The following is a 16,714-nucleotide window of genomic DNA, read 5'->3' on the forward strand; positions in this document are numbered from 1 at the left end:
CCTTAGAGGATGATGCGGGCGGCGATGTCGTCCGGCATGGCGGCGTAGAACAGCAACGTCAGGTCGGACTGACCATCGCCGTCGACATCGAACTGGATCTGCGGCTGCGCTCCCCCGCGGTCGATGACAAGCTCCCCGGCCGAACCGCTGAACGCATCGACGATGCGGAACGCCTGATCGCCCTGCGTGCCCGCATCGGCGTCGATGGCCGACACGTCGATGCGATCGTCTCCGAGCCCGAAATCCATGATCCAGTCGCCGGAGCCGGGCGTGTCGTAAACAAAAAGGTCGGCGCCGGCCCCGCCTTCCAGCGTGTCGAAGCCGCCGCGGCCGATCAGAATGTCGTCGCCATCTCCGCCGCGCAGATAATTGGCGTCCGCACTGTCCGTGCCGATCAGCATGTCGTTGTGAGCGGAGCCGACGAGGAATTCGAAGTCGTAGATCGTATCGATACCGGCGCCGCCCGTATCCTGCGCCACGCCATTCAGCGACAAATCTACTCGAACGCCGGCCGTTGCGTGACCGTAATCGAGCGTGTCGATACCGTCACCGCCGCGCATCCGATCATTGCCGTCACCGCCCTCGATCGCGTCGTTGCCGGAGCTGCCGATCAGCAGATCATCGTGCGCTGACCCGCGCAGGCCCTTGATCGCCTCCAGCGTGTCAACGCCGGCACCCAGCGTATCCTGCGGCCCCTCGATAGCCAGATTGACCCTGACCCATCTGGTGGCATGTTCGTAGCTCGCGATGCCTCCGGTAAGCCAATCGTTGCCCAGCCCACCTTCCAGCTCGCCCTGCCCGGTGAGATGATTGTTTCCGGCATTGCCCCGGACGAGCCAGGCTGTCGGCGCATAGGCATCAATGTCGGCTCGGCCGCTGAGTTCGATTTGGCCGGCAGCGTGCCACCAATCCTCTTGAACGTAGCTGACGCTGGTGATGATCCGATCGGCCTCTTCGGCATCCATGATCCGATCACCGGTATTGTCGAGGATGAACGTGTCGGCGCCTTCCCCTCCGTAAAAGGTGTCGGCGCCGCGGCCCCCGTTCAACACGTCGTCGCCGCCGAGGCCGTATAGGGTGTCGTTCCGCGCGGTGGCGGCGCGGCCGTAACGATCCGCCAGACCGGGTCCGATCTGGTCGACGCCGTCGGTTCCGACCAGCTTGTCCTTCAGCAGTTCGGCCATGGAGAAATCGCGGGTGCCAAAGCGCACCGTTTCCACGTCGAGGAGGTGATATTCCTCATCATAGCCGCCGAAATCACGGTACAGAATGGTCGTCCCGTCCGCCTGCAGAAATACCTCGTAGCTTGAGCGCGGACCGAGCACCTGGACGACATCTTCGCCGTCCCCGCCGTCGACATCCTTGAAGCCTGAATAGCCCTTGGTCCGCAGATCGATCATATCGTCGCCCGCGCCGCCAAACAGCAGGTCGCGGCCAAGGCCAGCGACGAGGCGGTCATTGCCGTCACCGCCCGTCAGCTGATCGGCGTAATCGCTACCGAGCAGTTGATCGTCGCCATCGCCTCCGTTCAGGCGATAGGCGCCGCCGATGATGACGTCGCCGTCGGGGGAGCCGGTGCCGGGCGAGTTCTTAAGCCCGCGTCCGTCGATCAGGTCGTTCCCGCCTTCGCCATAGACGTGATCGGCGAGGGAGGCGCCAGTGCCGAGGCCCCCGAGCTGCACGATGTCGTCGAACGCGCTGCCGAAGATGGTGCCGACACGCTCAAAGCCCGCGATGCGGCCCGTGCCGAGCCTGGCAATACCGCCGGTTGCCTGGCTGGCGAAATTGAGCGTCACGCCCTGGTCCGCCGCCGTCAGGTCCAGGAACAGCGTGTCGATCCCTTCTCCGCCTAGGAGAATGTCGTTGATCCCGCCGCCAACGACGTCGTTGCCGATACCGCCGTCGACTCGATCCTGATCCGGCGCTGTATCGAAGCGGGTAGCAAGAAAGGCGCCGAAGAAATCGGCCAATACCATTCCGCTGGTGAGAATGTCGTTGCCGGATCCGCCAAATATCCGATCTGCGCCGTAACCGCCAAATAGGCGATCAGTGCCGTCCAGACCCCTGATCACGTCATCGTCGTCACTGCCCGAGTAAAAGTCGGCCGACGACGTGCCCACGTAAGTTGCCATATGATTTGCCCCCCGAAGCGACATCGCGTCGCCGAAATGCTGCTCACGGTCAAGATGACCGACCGCTTGTCACGGCCAGTGCACAGACCGGCTGGGGACCGGGAACAGCCTTGGCAGCGAAGCGCTATTTTGCTCAAGCGACCCGCAATGGACCCGGCAGGGAATGCCGGCGTTCTGTTGCCGCCACCAAGAGGAAGACGATGACGCATACGCCGCCTGTGCCGCCCGCCAATACCTCACCCTATCCGATCCAGGAGCCGCCGCATCCGCCCAGCCCGCCCGCTCCGCCGCAGCAGAAGACAGAAGAGTGGGCACAGCCGGAGCGGCGCGGCTGGTCTCTGGGCCGGATCGTCGGGGCTGCCGCCGGTGTTGGCGCGATCGCCATCGGTGTGGCGGCCGTGCTGTTCCCGCGTGAGGACAAGCCGGAACCCAGGAAAAAGAAGCGCAAGAACTGACATTTCGCTGCGGTGCCGCGCAGGAAATGTTGCGTGGCACCCAGCGGGTCGGCCTGCTAGCGACACCTTATGCTTTCCGCCGCCGCCTCTGCCCGCGAAATTCTGGTCAACCTCCACGATGTCATGGCGGCTCGCTCCAATGCCCAAGCCAAGCTCAACCAAGTCGTGGAGATCATCGGCGAAGCGCTGAACAGCGAAGTTTGCTCGATTTATCTGCTGCGCGAAGGTGTGCTGGAGCTGTTTGCCACCCGGGGTCTGTCGGCGGATGCGGTTCACGTCACCAAACTCGCGATGGGCGAGGGGCTGGTCGGGACGATCGCCGAGAATGGCGAAGTGCTGAACCTTGACGAGGCCGCAAGCCACCCGGATTTCGCCTACAAGCCTGAAACGGGCGAGGATCGGTTCCACAGCTTTGCCGGTGTGCCGATCATCCGCCGGGAGCGCTCCGTGGGCGTGTTGGCGGTGCAGCATGCCGAGCCGCGCCGTTATGCCGATATCGAAATCGAGGCCTTGCAGACAGTTGCGATGGTGCTCAGCGAACTGATCGCCAACGCCGGTCTGATCGACCCTGCCGCCCCCCGCAATCGGCCGCAGCAGCCTACCGCCAGCATCCGGCTGACCGGGCAGAAACTAGTGGAGGGTATGGCAGCGGGCGCCGCCGTATTCCACCAACCGCGGATCCATATCGAGCATACCGTGGCGGAGGATACCGAGGCCGAGCGCCACCGCGTCTATGCCGCGTTCGACAAGATGCGCGAGCAGATCGATCGCATGACGCGCGAGGCGGAATTCGGCGTGGGGGGTGAGCATGAGGAAGTGCTCGAGACCTACAAGATGTTCGCCTATGACGAAGGCTGGTCCCGTCGCATCAATGAGGCGATCGACAGCGGCCTGACGGCGGAAGCGGCAATCGAGCGAGTGCAGCAGCGCACGCGCCAGCGGATGCGGCAGATCGACGATCCGCTGCTTGCCGACCGGATGCACGATCTGGAGGATCTGTCGAACCGCTTGCTGCGGATCGTTTCCGGGCAGATGGGCACGGCGGCGCAGTTGGGGCTGCGGCAGGACACGATCCTGATCGCGCGCAATCTGGGGCCGGCGGAACTGCTCGAATATGATCGCCGGCGGCTGAAAGGCGTGATCCTGGAAGAGGGATCGCTGACCGCGCACGTCACCATCGTGGCACGCGCCATGGGGATCCCCGTGCTCGGCCGCGTAAGGGATGTGCGCCGGCAGATTGCCGAAGGGGACATGCTGTTACTCGACGTGGGCGAGGGATCGGTGGTGGTGCGCCCGTCCAGCCCCATGGAGGAGGCGTTCGAGGCGAAGCTGGCGCTGCGGCAGAAGCGGCGGGCCGCCTATGCACGGCTGCGGGATGTCGCGCCCGAGACGAAGGACGGCCACCGCGTGATGGTGATGGTCAACGCCGGCCTGCGCGATGACGTGGGCGCGCTGGACGTGACCGGCGCCGACGGCATCGGTCTTTTCCGCACTGAATTTCAGTTCCTGGTTTCCGCCACCCTGCCGCAGCGCGAGCGACAGCAGCGGCTGTACCGCGAGGTGCTGGACGTGGCCGGTGATCGGCCGGTGATCTTCCGCACAGTGGATATCGGCGGCGACAAGGCGCTGCCCTATCTGGCCCAGCATGACGGGGACGAAGAAAATCCCGCGATGGGTTGGCGCGCGCTGCGCCTGGCGCTGGAGCGGAACGGACTGATGAAGGCGCAGGCCCGCGCGCTGCTAGACGCGGCGGCGGGGCGTACGCTGAACGTCATGTTCCCGATGGTGAGCGAGGCCTGGGAATTTGCCGAGGCCCGCGCATTGTTCGAGCAGCAGCGCGCCTGGCTGACATCACGCAACCGGCGCATGCCGATCGAGATCCGCTATGGCGCGATGCTCGAGGTGCCCAGTCTTGCCTACCAGCTGGATCTGCTGCTGCCTCAGGTGGACTTCCTGTCGATCGGCACCAACGATCTGACTCAGTTCTTGTTTGCCGCCGATCGCGCAAACCCGAAGCTGGCAGAGCGATACGACTGGCTTTCGGCGTCTATTCTGCGCTTCATCAGCAGCGTGCTGGAACCCGCGCGTGCTGCCGGGGTGCCGGTCGCGGTGTGCGGTGAGATGGGCGGCCGACCGCTCGAGGCATTGGCGCTGATCGGCGTTGGCATCGATCGTCTGTCGATCACCCCTGCGGCGGTCGGACCGATCAAGGCGATGGTGCGCTCGCTCGATTACCAGGCGGTAAGGACCCAAATGCAGCGGCTGCTGGCTGATCCTCCGCGCGACATGCGGGGAGCACTGGGCGCTTGGGCGCAGGCGCAAGGCGTGGAACTCGGCTGAGGATCGGCAGAAGCCTCGGCGAAGCGAGGGGCCTCGCGGACCAAAAGCGGTGTGGCTCGATTGACACAGATGGCCCGCTCTGTGAGACGTGCAGCGAGGATGGACGGGGTCGGTCCGCCCGAAGCGGAGAAGCGAATGACTGAGGCCGAGCGCGGCGACAACGCGACGCTCTTCCCGCAACCTGTAGGCGAGAGGCTGCGCGCTGCGCGCGAGCGACACGGGATGTCGCTGGCCGAAATCGGCGCCCGCACCCGTGTACCGCTGCGCCACCTGGAAGCGATCGAGGCGTCCAATTATGGCGCGCTGCCGTCGCCCACCTATGCGGTTGGCTTCGTTCGCGCTTATGCGCGTGCGGTCGGCGAGGATGAGGTGACGCTGGCGCGGGACGTGCGCGCCGAAGCGCATGACGCACCGCGCGTAACGCCGAAGTACCAGCCCTATGAAGTGGCGGACCCGACACGCGTTCCCAGCCGTGGGCTGGTGATCGCGGCGGCCGGGGTCGCGCTGGCGATTGCCGTCCTGGCGGTTCTTTGGCTCGGCAGCAGCCTGTTCCGTGGCGACGGCACGCCGCCGAAGGCTGCTCCCTCCGTAGCAGTGGCGGTCCCGGCGGCTCAGCCGTCGTCGGCGCCCAAGGCAACGCCGCAGGTGACGTTGACGGCCACGGACGAGGTCTGGCTGCGGGTCTATGACGCTGCGGACAAGACGCTCTACATCGGCACCATGAAGGCCGGTGAGCGGTTCGACGTCCCTGCCGACGCCGACAATCCGATGATCAACGTCGGCCGGCCGGACAAGCTGCGCGTGACGCTCAACGGGTCGGTGCTGCCGCCGCTGGGGGATGGCAAGCGGCCGATCAAGAATGTGCGGGTGAGTGCCGATGCTCTCAGTGCGCGCGCTGGGGTTCAGGCGGCGCCGGCGGCGGCCCCAGCCGCCGCTCACGCGGGGGCGCCAGCCGCGTCTTCGTCCGTGCCGCCCGCTTTCGCTGGCGAATCAACGGCTCCCTCGCGCTGATCGCGCGCCCTTAAGGCTGGCGACAGGCGCGACGGTGCAGCTATAGCGTGGTTGTTAACCCACTCCCGGGGGCTGTTGATCAATGCGTAGGTTCTTCATTGCCGTGATTCTCGCCGGAGCGGCCACCCCGGCTGTCGCACAGTCCGGTCTGGAGGGCCGTGTCGGCAAGCTGGAGAGCGAGATGCGCGCGGTGCAGCGGAAGGTCTTCCCGGGCGGCGCGGGCGCCTATATCGAACCGCAGGTGCGGGCTGCGCAGCCCGCGCAGGAAGAAATCGGCGCACCGGCATCAAGCGCGATCTATGATCTGACGCAGCGGGTTTCGTCGCTGGAATCCCAGATCGCCTCCATGACCGGGCAGATCGAGCAGACGCAATATCGCATGCGCCAGCTCGAGGATCAGTTCGCCGCCTACAAGAAGGCGACGGACGCGCGGCTGAGCAGCGGCGAGGCTGCCCCGATCACCAGCGACGCTAGGAGCGGTGAGGGCGGACCGGTGGTTCCGCCGCCGCCCCGCACCGGCGCGACTGCTCCCGCCAAGTCGGCGCCAGCGGCCGGGGCGGCGAGCGGCGGGCGCGCAGCACAGGTGGCAGCAATTGCGAAGCCCGCGTCGGGCCAGGCCGACGAGGATGAATATCTTTACGGTTATCGTTTGTGGGCGGCCAAATTGTATCCGGAAGCGGCCGAACAGCTCAAGAAGGTGGTGGCAACCTATCCGCGGTCGCGCCGCGCCAGCTTCGCGCAGAACCTGCTGGGACGGGCCTATCTTGATGATGGCAAGCCCAGCCTGGCCTCCATCGCCTTCTACGACAATTACAAGAAGATGCCGGACGGCGAGCGTGCGCCGGACAGCCTTTATTATCTCGGTCAGGCGCTGCTGAAGCTGAACAAGCCTGCCGATGCCTGCAAGGTTTATGGCGAGTTGCTAGACGTTTACGGGGACAAGATCGGCCAGGGCATGAAGGACGACGTGGCGCGGGCGCGCACCTCCGCCAAGTGCAAGTAACAGAGTGCCGGAAGCGGCTGATCTCGCGCGGTTTCGGCGCGATCTAATAGCGCTCACGGGTGACGCACCGTCCCGCGATCGGCCGATCGCGGTGGCAGTTTCCGGCGGGCCAGACAGCATGGCGTTGCTGGTACTGGCGGCGGCGGCCTTTCCGGAGGCGGTGGTTGCCGCGACTATCGACCATGGGCTGCGGGATGCTTCCGCAGACGAGGCCCGCATGGTGGCGCGCGAGGCCGAAGGATTGGCTGTTCCCCACGCCATCCTGAAGGTTGACGGCCCGATCGCTGGGGCAAGCCTGCAAGCGCGCGCGCGGGATGCCCGCTATGCGCTGCTTGCGGACTGGGCGGAACAGCGCCGCGCGATGGCGGTGGCCACTGCTCATCATGCCGATGATCAGGCAGAGACGTTCCTGATGCGGGCATCGCGTGGCTCCGGTGTGTCGGGGCTGGCGTCGATCCGCTCGGCAGCGGTTGTCGCTGGCGCGTCAGTGGTGCGCCCGCTGCTTGGCTGGCGGCGAGCGGCGCTGCGCGCGATCGTGCGCCGGGCCGGGCTTCCCTTCGTGGACGATCCCGCCAACAGCGATCCACGTCATGATCGCACGCGGTTTCGCCAGCTGCTCGATCGCAATGAGTGGCTCGATCCACCTGCCCTGGCTCGAACCGCGGCGGCAGTTGCGGAGGCAGAGCGAGACCTCGGTGAGATCGCGCTGCTGATGTGGCGCGAGCGAGCGGAGATATCGCCTGAGACGGTCACGCTCGATCCAAGCGGGCTGCCACGCGACACGCTGCGTCGGATGGTTCGCCGTGCGATTGCCACCGTCCGCGCAGCGCATGACATCACCGCTCCTGCCTTCGACGAATCAGCGAATATCGAGCCGATGCTGGATACGCTGCTGGACGGGCGGCGCGGCACGCAGGGCGGCGTCGTTGCGGGCCGGAGGCGCGGGCGCTGGCAGTTCCGGATTGCACCGCCGCGTCGATCACTCTGAGCGACGAAATTCGGCTGCCGTTCCGTTGCCATTAACCTCAGGCAACCTACATTGCGGCTGTTGAAAGGTAACGCATGAACGACAACGACAAGCAGCCCGGAGAGAATGGAGGCAATGGCCCCAATCCGTGGATGAAGAGCCTCCTGATCTGGGTTGGTATTCTCCTGTCGCTGGCCATCGTCGTCACGATGTTCGACGGCCGCACCGGCGCTGCAACCGGCAATTCGATCGCGTACTCGGCCTTCCTCGACAAGGTCGACGAGGGCACAGTCAAGGACGTGACGATCTCGCGCGAGCAGATCACGGGCACGCTTTCCAGCGGTGACAAGTTCCGGACCGACCCGGTTTCCGATCCGCAGCTGACCGATCGCTTGCGCAAGGCCGGCGTCGAGATTTCGGGCAAGCGCGACGAAGGCCCCTCGATCTGGCAGTATATGCTGGTCCAGGCGCTGCCGTTCCTGCTGTTCCTGGGCATCGCCTTCTTCGTGGTGCGCCAGATGCAGAAGGGTGGCGGCGCGGGCGGCGCGATGGGCTTTGGCAAGAGCCGCGCAAAGATGCTGACGCAGAAGGAAGGCAAGGTCACCTTTGCCGACGTCGCCGGCATCGACGAGGCGCGCGAGGAGCTGGAGGAAATCGTCGAGTTCCTGAAGGACCCGTCGAAGTTCGCGCGTCTTGGCGGCAAGATCCCCAAGGGCGCGCTGCTGGTCGGCTCGCCCGGTACCGGCAAGACGCTGCTCGCCCGCGCGATTGCGGGTGAGGCTGGCGTGCCGTTCTTCACCATTTCCGGCTCGGACTTCGTCGAGATGTTCGTGGGCGTCGGCGCCAGCCGCGTGCGCGACATGTTTGAACAGGCCAAAAAGAGCGCGCCGTGCATCGTCTTCATCGACGAAATCGACGCGGTCGGTCGTCACCGTGGCGCTGGCCTTGGCAACGGCAACGACGAGCGCGAGCAGACGCTGAACCAGCTGCTCGTCGAGATGGACGGCTTCGAGGCCAACGAAGGCATCATCATCATCGCGGCGACCAACCGCCCCGACGTGCTTGACCCTGCGCTGCTGCGTCCGGGCCGCTTCGACCGCCAGGTCGTGGTGCCGCGCCCCGACATCGAGGGTCGCGTGAAGATCCTCGAAGTGCACATGAAGAAGGTGCCGCTGGCGCCGGACGTCGACGCGCGCACGATCGCGCGCGGCACGCCGGGCTTCTCGGGTGCCGATCTCGCCAACCTCGTCAACGAGGCGGCGCTGATGGCGGCGCGCAAGTCGAAGCGGCTTGTCGCCATGGCCGAGTTCGAAGAGGCCAAGGACAAGGTCATGATGGGGGCCGAGCGGCGTTCCATGGTGATGACCGAGGACGAGAAGCGGATGACCGCCTATCACGAGGCGGGCCACGCGATCGTCGCGCTGCACGAGCCGGCATCCGACCCGATCCACAAGGCGACGATCATCCCGCGCGGCCGCGCGCTGGGCATGGTGATGCGCCTGCCGGAGCGCGACAGCTACAGCTACCATCGCGACAAGATGTACGCGAATCTGGCAGTGGCGATGGGTGGCCGCGTCGCCGAGGAGATCATCTTCGGCTATGACAAGGTCTCGTCGGGTGCGTCTGGCGACATCCAGTATGCCACGGGCCTGGCGCGCGACATGGTCACCAAGTGGGGCATGTCCGACAAGGTCGGCCCGGTCGATTATGCGCAGCCCGAGGGTGAAAGCTTCCTTGGCTATTCCTCCTCGCAGCCGACGCACATGTCGAACGAGACGGCGCAGCTGATCGACCATGAGATCAAGACGATTGTCGAGGGCGGCCTGACGCGCGCCAAGACGGTGCTGACCGAGCATATCGACCAGCTCCACACGCTTGCAGGTGCGCTGCTCGAATATGAGACGCTGTCGGGCGACGAGATCAAGAAGTTGATTGCCGGTGAAGGCATCGGCCGCACCGATCAGCCGAAGCGCTCGACGATCCCGACCGTGGGCACGTCCATTCCAAAGACGCGTCGCCCGCAGGGCCCGTTTGGAAATCCTTCTCCGGCGGGTGCCTGAACAAAGCGCGACGCTGTGATGGCGTCGCGCAATGACGGTTGTTTCTTCAAGCGAATGTCGGGCGCTGCTCGGCATTCGCTTTTTCTTTTGCCAAGCGCGGTGTGTCTTTTCCTTATCCCGCCCCAGCCACATTGAAGCAGCTTTAAAGGGCTGCCCGATCTCGCGCCTGGCCGCGCTGGTGGCTGTGGGTGTGGCGAAGGTCATCGCGCCCGGCTAAGGATCGCGGTTGTCGAAGCGGCGCCTCGGGCATCCCGCGTCTTCCAAACACCGGTGAGCGGTCGTTGGCGCGGTGGTCGACATGAATGCCGGTGAGGTGAGTGGCGACAGTGCACGGCACGATGCTCTGATGCTGAACCGACCCGCCGAAAGTGCGAGGCCTGGGGAATGGTTTCCGCCGTTCAGTGCTTCGGCGTGACTACGCGCCAGAGCGGCGATCAGGCGCTCAAGTTCCCGCCGCTTCAATCCTACAGAGGGCAGCCGCCTCAGTGATGAGCCTTTTGAAACGTTTGGCTCTTCGACGCGATGAGGGAAGCAATGGTTAGGAGGCGACCTAACCGGCTGGGTTGCGGCGGTGAGGCCGCGGTTCAGCACCATCGGTGAGGGCGGAGCCGCGCAGGCAAACGCGTTTGGATCGCTGAGCGATGCTGGATGCCCGATGCTCCTCAGACCTCCCTTGTTCTCCCCGGTATGCCGGCAGGCACATAGCCGGCGGGCTCAGGCGAGGCCGAGATAGAGCAGCAGCATGGCGAAGGCGGGCACGATGACGCTCATGATCAGTAATACGAGAATGCTCGTGCGGATCAGGGCGCTGGCCCGGGCAAGGCCGTAGGTGCCCTTCATCTGCTTGTAGATGTGAATAGGGGCAATCACGACGGCGGCGGTGATGAGCGCCCAGCTTTGTACACCCATTGCGCCCAAAATGGCGAGCACGATGGTCAACAGCGACATGAAGGTAAGCGAATAGGTCGTGAAGACCGCGTGATCGTACAGGCCGAAGCGGCGACTGAAGGGGAAAAGCGACCACAGGAACGGAATCGAAAGCGGAATCAGCGCCCAGCTGAACTTATAGGCTGAGGTCTTGAGCTTGTAGAAAAGCAGCGTCGGGTTCTCGCGCGCGTGGCGAATTTTCGCTTCAAGCCAGCTTTCGCCAGCACCGCGCGGCGATAACTCCTCTGCTGCACCCGGAGCCGGCAAGAGCCGCTCGGCCGCGCCAAGATCGCGAACCGTCTCCTGCGCGTCGGCAAGCCGCTTCTCGAGCGCGGCGACCCGTCCGGCATCGGGCTGCTGCTCACGCCGCTCCTTGTTTAGGCGGCGGCGGTAGTCGGCGACCTGCGTCTGCGCCTTGATCCGCTCGGCAGCGATTTTGTCCCTAGTCTCGACCATGCCGCCGGACAGGCCTGACTTCAGGAAATCTCCACCGCCAAAGCTCCAGCCGGGGAGGTTCGCAACGATCGCGAACATCAGGAAGACGGTAAACAGGAATAGCGCGAGCGGCGAGACGAAGCTCGCTCGCTGCCCGTCTACGTAGCGCCGAGTCAGGTCACCAGGACGGCGGATGAGCATCGGCAGGGTGCGCCAGATCTTCCCTTCGAAATGGAACACGCCATGCGCGATATCGTGGATGATGGCGCCTGCGGTGCGATGAACATGGCCGGCCTGACCACAGGCATGGCAATGCGACCCGATCAGCTGGGTTCCGCAATTGAGGCAGTGGGTGGGATGATCGTGCGCGGTGTGCGCCGCGCCGGCATCTCGTTCGAGCATACGACCGATCAGCCCCCCGGTGATCACATCCGCACTTGCCTCGATCCCGTCCGCCATGGCCCCATTCTCCCCAACGCCAGCATAGTTGCGCGGGGTTTAGAGAGGCAAGGTCGCACAATGTCGGGGGCGGCCGACTGAACCGCCCCCGATCCCGCTCAATACTTGCTAAGTTCCACCGGCAGCTTGCGATATCCGTGGACGAAGCAGGCGGAGACTCGCTCCGGCGCGCCGGCCACGTTCACGCGCATGCGCCGCTTGGCCATCTCTTCGAGCAAAATGCCGATCTGAAGCTCGGCGAGGCGGGCGCCGACGCAGCGGTGGATCCCGTGACCGAAGGCGAGGTGCCGGCGAGCGTTCGGTCGATCCACGATCAGCTTGTCGGCGTCTTCACCGAACACGCTCTCGTCGCGGTTGCCGGAGATGTACCACAAGGCAAGCTTGTCGCCGGCCTTGATCTGCTGGCCCATCAATTCGGTGTCTTGGGTGGCGGTGCGGCGCATGTGCGCAAGCGGCGTTTGCCAGCGGATGATCTCGCTAACCGCATTGGGGATGAGAGACGGGTCAGCTTCGAGCTTGGCGCGCTGGTCGGGGTATTTGTCGAGGCCGTATGCCAGGCCGGACATGGTGTTGCGGGTCGTATCGTTGCCGCCGACGATCAGCAGGATCAGGTTCCCGAGGAACTCGTTGTCGTCCATCTCCCGCATCGCGTCCGAATGGATCATCATGCTGATGAGATCGGGCTGGAGCGGCTTGTTCAGCTTCTCGTTCCAAAGACGGCGGAAGTAGGTGCCGCATTCGTACATGTGCATGAGGCGCTGCTGACGTAGATCCTCGTTCTTGATGATCTCGATATCGCCGGCCCAGTCGGACCAGAAGGTGAGCTTGCGGCGATCTTCCCAAGGGAAGTCGAACAGGATCGCCAGCATCTGCGTGGTAAGCTCGATAGACACGGTATCCACCCAGTCGAACCGTTCGCCCCAGGGAAGCGAATCTAGCACCTCCTCCGTGCGCCGACGAATGTCGGACGCCAGGCGCGTCATCTCCGAAGGGGTGAAGGCGGGGGCAACCGTACGCCGCTGCGCCGTGTGCACGGGCCGATCGCGTGCGATGAACATCGGCATTCGCACGGCATTTGGATCGGTCGCATCGAAATCGGCGATCGTGATCCCGCCCGCCTCGGAGGAGTAGAGATCGGGAAGCGACTCAACCTCAACGATCGGCTTGTAGGAGGAGACCGACCAGTACGGACCAAACTCCGAGTCGTGCACATAATGCACCGGTGCTTCGGCACGCAGGCGAGCGAAAGGCTCTCGCCAGGTATCGTCGCGATATAGTTCGGATCTGCTGACGTCGAATGGGTCAACCGATTCGGACACATCCCTGGCAAGGGTCGCCATTATCTCTCTCCCGAATTCTATCGGGCAAGGAAGAACCTCACTGACAATATTGTCAATAGGGAAGGTTGGTGTTCACCTTGCCCGCCTTCCCAAGCAGCTTCTTCCACGCGCCTGCCGGGCTTCCCGACTGGAGGACTCCGCGGCGGAAGAGGCGGGCGCCAACAGTGATGAAGATCGCGACCCACAGCACCTGCCAGGCGAGTGCGGCGATGTGCGGCCACAACAAGGGGGAGTTTGCCGCCCGCCCTGCCATCGCGAAGGGTGACGACAGCGGGAAGATCTCGGCCACGGTCGCGAGGCCACTGCCCGGGTTCGAGGCGGCGGCAGAAGCGAGGCCGAACATCGCCACCTGAAGGATGGTGATCGGAAGCGAGAGCATCTGGATCTCTCGCATAGTCGAGGCTTGTGCGCCGACGCCGAGGAACACCGAGCCGAGCAGGAGGTAGGCGGTGGTGAAATAGCCGGCGAAGAGCAGCGCGAACGTGCCGAAGCCCACCGCGGGTGCCATCCCCGCCAAGTCAGCGCTCGCAGGCAGCAGCATTCCGATCTGGCTGACCACCAAGCCCCAGAAGCTGACAAACAATACTGCTACGCCGAACATGCCGAGCAGCTTGCCAAGGAAGACGCTTTCCAACGGTACGGCGGCGGCGAGCACCTCGATGACCTTGTTGTTGCGCTCCTCCGCCATCGTACCGACCACTTGTCCTGACAGGAACAGCGTCAGAAAGAAGATGCCGAACACCGCAGCAAAGGCCGCGGTGTTGCGCCCGCCCAGGGTCGGCGCTTCCCGTGCCGTGCGGGTAAAGACGGGGCGGCTTGGCGGCAGCGGGCCAGCGGCGGCGACGCGCATCGCCTGTTCGGATAACGCCGCGAGATAACGCGCGGCTCTGCGGCTCTGCCCGAATAATATATGCGGTGCTGCGAGGGGTCCGCTCATCACCGCAACAACGTCTACGTCCGGCGTGTTCAGCGCCGCGCGGGCTTGGGCTGCGAGATCACCGGAGGGTGCGCGGACCTCAAGCGCAGGCGGCTGGAGTTCGCCGGGGAACAGCGGCCGGAGTTGCCGGTCAGCAGCGATCAGCGCTTCCGCATCACTCGGAGCGGCGATGGCGACCAGCCGTTCTTTCTCGGCGGATCCCGCAGATACCGACGCCGCGCCGAGGCCGCCGATCGCGCCGAACGATCCCATGATCACCGGCGCGAAGAGGAACAAAAGGAATATCGGCGTGAACACGGTGGCGGTGAAGTCGCGGCGAGCGATCGTGAAGGTCTGGCAAAAGCGCCGGCGCAGGTTGGCGGTCGAGATGTTCATGTGTTGCGCTCCAGCGCGGCTTGGCCAACGATCTGCACAAAAGCCTCATGGAGTCCGGGGCGTTCGATCGAAAGGCCCGAAATGCCGTAACCCGCGTCGATCAGCCTCTTGAGCAGCGCCTCGATACCTTCGCGCGGCAGTTCGAAACGCCAGCCATCTCCCTCCGCACGCGCGTCGGACGGCAGGTGCTGGCGCAAGCCATCGTTCGGGAAGTGGGGCACGTAATGAACCTGCTGCGGCAGGGTGCCGCGTGCTTCCGCAACGGTGCCTTCGAACCGTCTCTTGCCCCCGGCGATGATAGCCAGGCGATCACACAGGCGCTGGGCATGAGCCATGACATGGGTGGAGAACAGTACAGTTGCGCCGCGATCCCGCTCCGCGAGGATCAACGCTTCGAGCCGCTCCTGATTCACCGGGTCAAGCCCCGAGAACGGTTCGTCCAGGACCAGAAGGTCAGGCTGGTGAACCACCGAGCCCAGCAGCTGGACGAGCTGCGCCATTCCCTTGGAGAGTTTGCGGATCTTGTCATCGGCTGCATGGCCGAGTCCTGCGTTTTCCAGCAGCAGCTGCGCGCGAGCTCGCCCCTCCTTCCAGGGCAATCCACGAAGCGCGCCCATGAAGGCGATGGCCTCACGTGCTTTCATTGCAGGATAGAGGCCGCGCTCCTCGGGCAGATAGCCCACCCGATCGCTGGCATCGCGCGGATGGCGTGAGCCGAGCAGGGTGCGCTCCCCGGCATCAGGCTCGATGATGCCGAGCAACATGCGCAATGTCGTCGTCTTGCCGGCACCGTTCGGGCCGAGCACACCGTAGACCGTACCGTGCGGCACGACGAGATCGACGCCGTCAACCACTGGCCGCCCGCCGAACCGCTTCACCAGTCCGTTGGCGACAATGACGGGGTCTACATTGCTACCCACGATGGCTGCCCTGGCATTGGCCGGGGCTGTTGCCGCGGCGGATTAGAACGGGTGCTCCTGCCGGTCGACCGACGTTTGCGGAGGCACGGCAATGGTCTGCTGGTAGCCGCGAGATCGGAAAGATCCTGCTAACGGCAGGAGCAAGGGCGATGGATGCGCTCTGCACAACCAGCCGCGGCCGGAGTGACGCACAAGGGCGACCGCCATTCGGATTGACGTGCAGCATGGATCTGAAGGCCGTTATTTGCCGCCGACGCGCCGGGTTAGTGCCGCAACGCAGCTGGCGCGGTCGATTGCCCGGCCGTCCGGCTGCCGGGCATCAACATAGGTGACCCGTGGCTCGGCTGAGCCCTTTGGGTAAAGATAGGTGTCGAGTACGCAGATCCGGCTCTGAAACTGGAGCTTGCGGGCATTACCCTCGCGGACGTCGGCGTCGGGCTCGCCGAAGAGACGGACCAGCCCGTTCGCGTCCTGGCCGATCACGCGCTCCAATCCGGCGGCGCCATAGGGGATCGGAACGGGCGCTGCCGGCTCAGGCGCGCTGGTCGCCACCGTGGCGCATCCGGACAGGAACAAAAGCAGGATCGGGAGCGAAAAGCGCGTCATCGACGGTTCCGGTGATAGAAGTGAGTGGCAAGGGCAGCGCCGACGATCGGCGCGAGCATATTGACCAGCGGGACAAGGAACAGTCCGGTCACGATCAACCCGAGGAGGAAGCGGCGGCCGGCGGTGTCACGGCGCCAGTTCCGCATCATATCGGGAGCAAGGTGCCGAGCCGCGACCATGTCGCCGAGATCACGGCCGAGCAGCCAGGCGTTGGCGGCAAGGAAAAGCGCCGCCGTTCCGATCCCGGTTGCGAGCAACACGATGTAGAGGGGGAAGAGCAGGAGGTTCACGGCGAGAAAGCGGCCGGCCGACCCAAGCCCCATGGTCAAGGATCGGGTGAGCGGGACATCTCTCGCGCTCGCCATGGCCGCCGGATAGTGACGCCTTTCGACTGCGGCAACGATGGTGTCTGCGAACAATCCCAGCACTGCGATCGCCACGGCCCGGAACAGGAGCCAGAATGCGAGGACGGTCACGACGATAGCGGCAGCGGATGCGAGTGCGCCGTGGAACGATCGACGGGCAAGCAGCGCGTCCACGCCCCACCACGTGCCCACGCCCAGAAGCGCGAACAAAGCGAACGTCAGCGCAAGGCTCCTGACGAGTACCGCCAACACCGCCCGATCACCAAGCTGGGTGAGGCTGAGCGCAAATGCCTTCAACATCACATCTGGAATGCGCGCCCCTGTGCAGTTGCGCAAGGCGGGCGCGGCAATTACGGCGCCGGCAACACTCATCCCGTTCGGA

The 16,714-nt window shown here is 64.9% G+C and carries 14 protein-coding genes; 7 read left to right on the forward strand and 7 right to left on the reverse strand.

Translation table 11 applies throughout. From position 1 onward, the window contains the following. Positions 1–2 precede the first annotated feature (2 nt). Complete coding sequence (locus LQ954_RS09815) at positions 3–2,132, reverse strand: calcium-binding protein (protein WP_231022915.1); 2,130 nt, start codon at positions 2,130–2,132, stop codon at positions 3–5. A gap of 200 nt (positions 2,133–2,332) precedes the next feature. On the opposite strand from LQ954_RS09815, the gene LQ954_RS09820 reads away from it, so the two are divergent. From LQ954_RS09820 to LQ954_RS09850, 7 genes are all read left to right on the forward strand, one after another. Next, positions 2,333–2,587: a hypothetical protein gene (locus tag LQ954_RS09820; RefSeq protein WP_231022916.1), complete on the forward strand. Its 255-nt coding sequence runs from the start codon at positions 2,333–2,335 to the stop codon at positions 2,585–2,587. A 69-nt stretch (positions 2,588–2,656) separates the two neighbouring features. Next, on the forward strand, positions 2,657–4,927 hold the full coding sequence (gene ptsP, locus LQ954_RS09825; RefSeq protein ID WP_231022917.1) for a phosphoenolpyruvate--protein phosphotransferase: 2,271 nt from the start codon (positions 2,657–2,659) through the stop codon (positions 4,925–4,927). A 135-nt stretch (positions 4,928–5,062) separates the two neighbouring features. Continuing rightward, positions 5,063–5,938: a helix-turn-helix domain-containing protein gene (locus LQ954_RS09830; RefSeq protein ID WP_231022918.1), complete on the forward strand. Its 876-nt coding sequence runs from the start codon at positions 5,063–5,065 to the stop codon at positions 5,936–5,938. Between the two features lie 82 nt (positions 5,939–6,020). Further along, positions 6,021–6,941 (forward strand): YbgF trimerization domain-containing protein, encoded by a 921-nt coding sequence (locus LQ954_RS09835; protein WP_227771764.1) that lies wholly within the window; start codon positions 6,021–6,023, stop codon positions 6,939–6,941. 91 nt (positions 6,942–7,032) lie between these two features. Further along, on the forward strand, positions 7,033–7,929 hold the full coding sequence (tilS, locus tag LQ954_RS09840; protein ID WP_231022919.1) for a tRNA lysidine(34) synthetase TilS: 897 nt from the start codon (positions 7,033–7,035) through the stop codon (positions 7,927–7,929). Positions 7,930–8,003: 74 nt separating this feature from the next. Continuing rightward, positions 8,004–9,968, forward strand: a complete 1,965-nt coding sequence (gene ftsH / locus LQ954_RS09845; protein ID WP_321576556.1) for an ATP-dependent zinc metalloprotease FtsH — start codon at positions 8,004–8,006, stop codon at positions 9,966–9,968. 31 nt (positions 9,969–9,999) lie between these two features. Continuing rightward, complete coding sequence (locus LQ954_RS09850) at positions 10,000–10,185, forward strand: hypothetical protein (RefSeq protein WP_231022920.1); 186 nt, start codon at positions 10,000–10,002, stop codon at positions 10,183–10,185. A gap of 497 nt (positions 10,186–10,682) precedes the next feature. Here the strand turns inward: LQ954_RS09850 and LQ954_RS09855 are convergent, their stop codons facing one another. The 6 genes from LQ954_RS09855 to LQ954_RS09880 form a co-directional block, all read right to left on the reverse strand. Then, complete coding sequence (locus tag LQ954_RS09855; protein WP_231022921.1) at positions 10,683–11,789, reverse strand: DUF3667 domain-containing protein; 1,107 nt, start codon at positions 11,787–11,789, stop codon at positions 10,683–10,685. A gap of 98 nt (positions 11,790–11,887) precedes the next feature. Continuing rightward, positions 11,888–13,129, reverse strand: coding sequence for a cytochrome P450 (locus LQ954_RS09860; RefSeq protein ID WP_227771760.1), 1,242 nt, complete (start codon positions 13,127–13,129; stop codon positions 11,888–11,890). A gap of 52 nt (positions 13,130–13,181) precedes the next feature. After that, entirely contained in the window at positions 13,182–14,441 is a 1,260-nt protein-coding gene (locus LQ954_RS09865) for an ABC transporter permease (RefSeq protein ID WP_231022922.1), read from the reverse strand. Further along, a complete protein-coding gene (locus LQ954_RS09870; protein WP_231023035.1) occupies positions 14,438–15,364 on the reverse strand; it encodes an ABC transporter ATP-binding protein in 927 nt (308 codons plus the stop codon). Before LQ954_RS09870 ends, LQ954_RS09865 begins: the two co-directional genes overlap by 4 nt. Before the next feature lie 237 nt (positions 15,365–15,601). Then, on the reverse strand, positions 15,602–15,967 hold the full coding sequence (locus LQ954_RS09875; protein WP_227771758.1) for a hypothetical protein: 366 nt from the start codon (positions 15,965–15,967) through the stop codon (positions 15,602–15,604). Next, positions 15,964–16,632, reverse strand: coding sequence for an EI24 domain-containing protein (locus LQ954_RS09880; RefSeq protein ID WP_227771757.1), 669 nt, complete (start codon positions 16,630–16,632; stop codon positions 15,964–15,966). Before LQ954_RS09880 ends, LQ954_RS09875 begins: the two co-directional genes overlap by 4 nt. Between the last annotated feature and the right edge of the window lie 82 nt (positions 16,633–16,714).

This window comes from Sphingomonas sp. IC-11 (assembly GCF_021043365.1).
In the GTDB taxonomy this organism is placed as follows: domain Bacteria; phylum Pseudomonadota; class Alphaproteobacteria; order Sphingomonadales; family Sphingomonadaceae; genus Sphingomonas.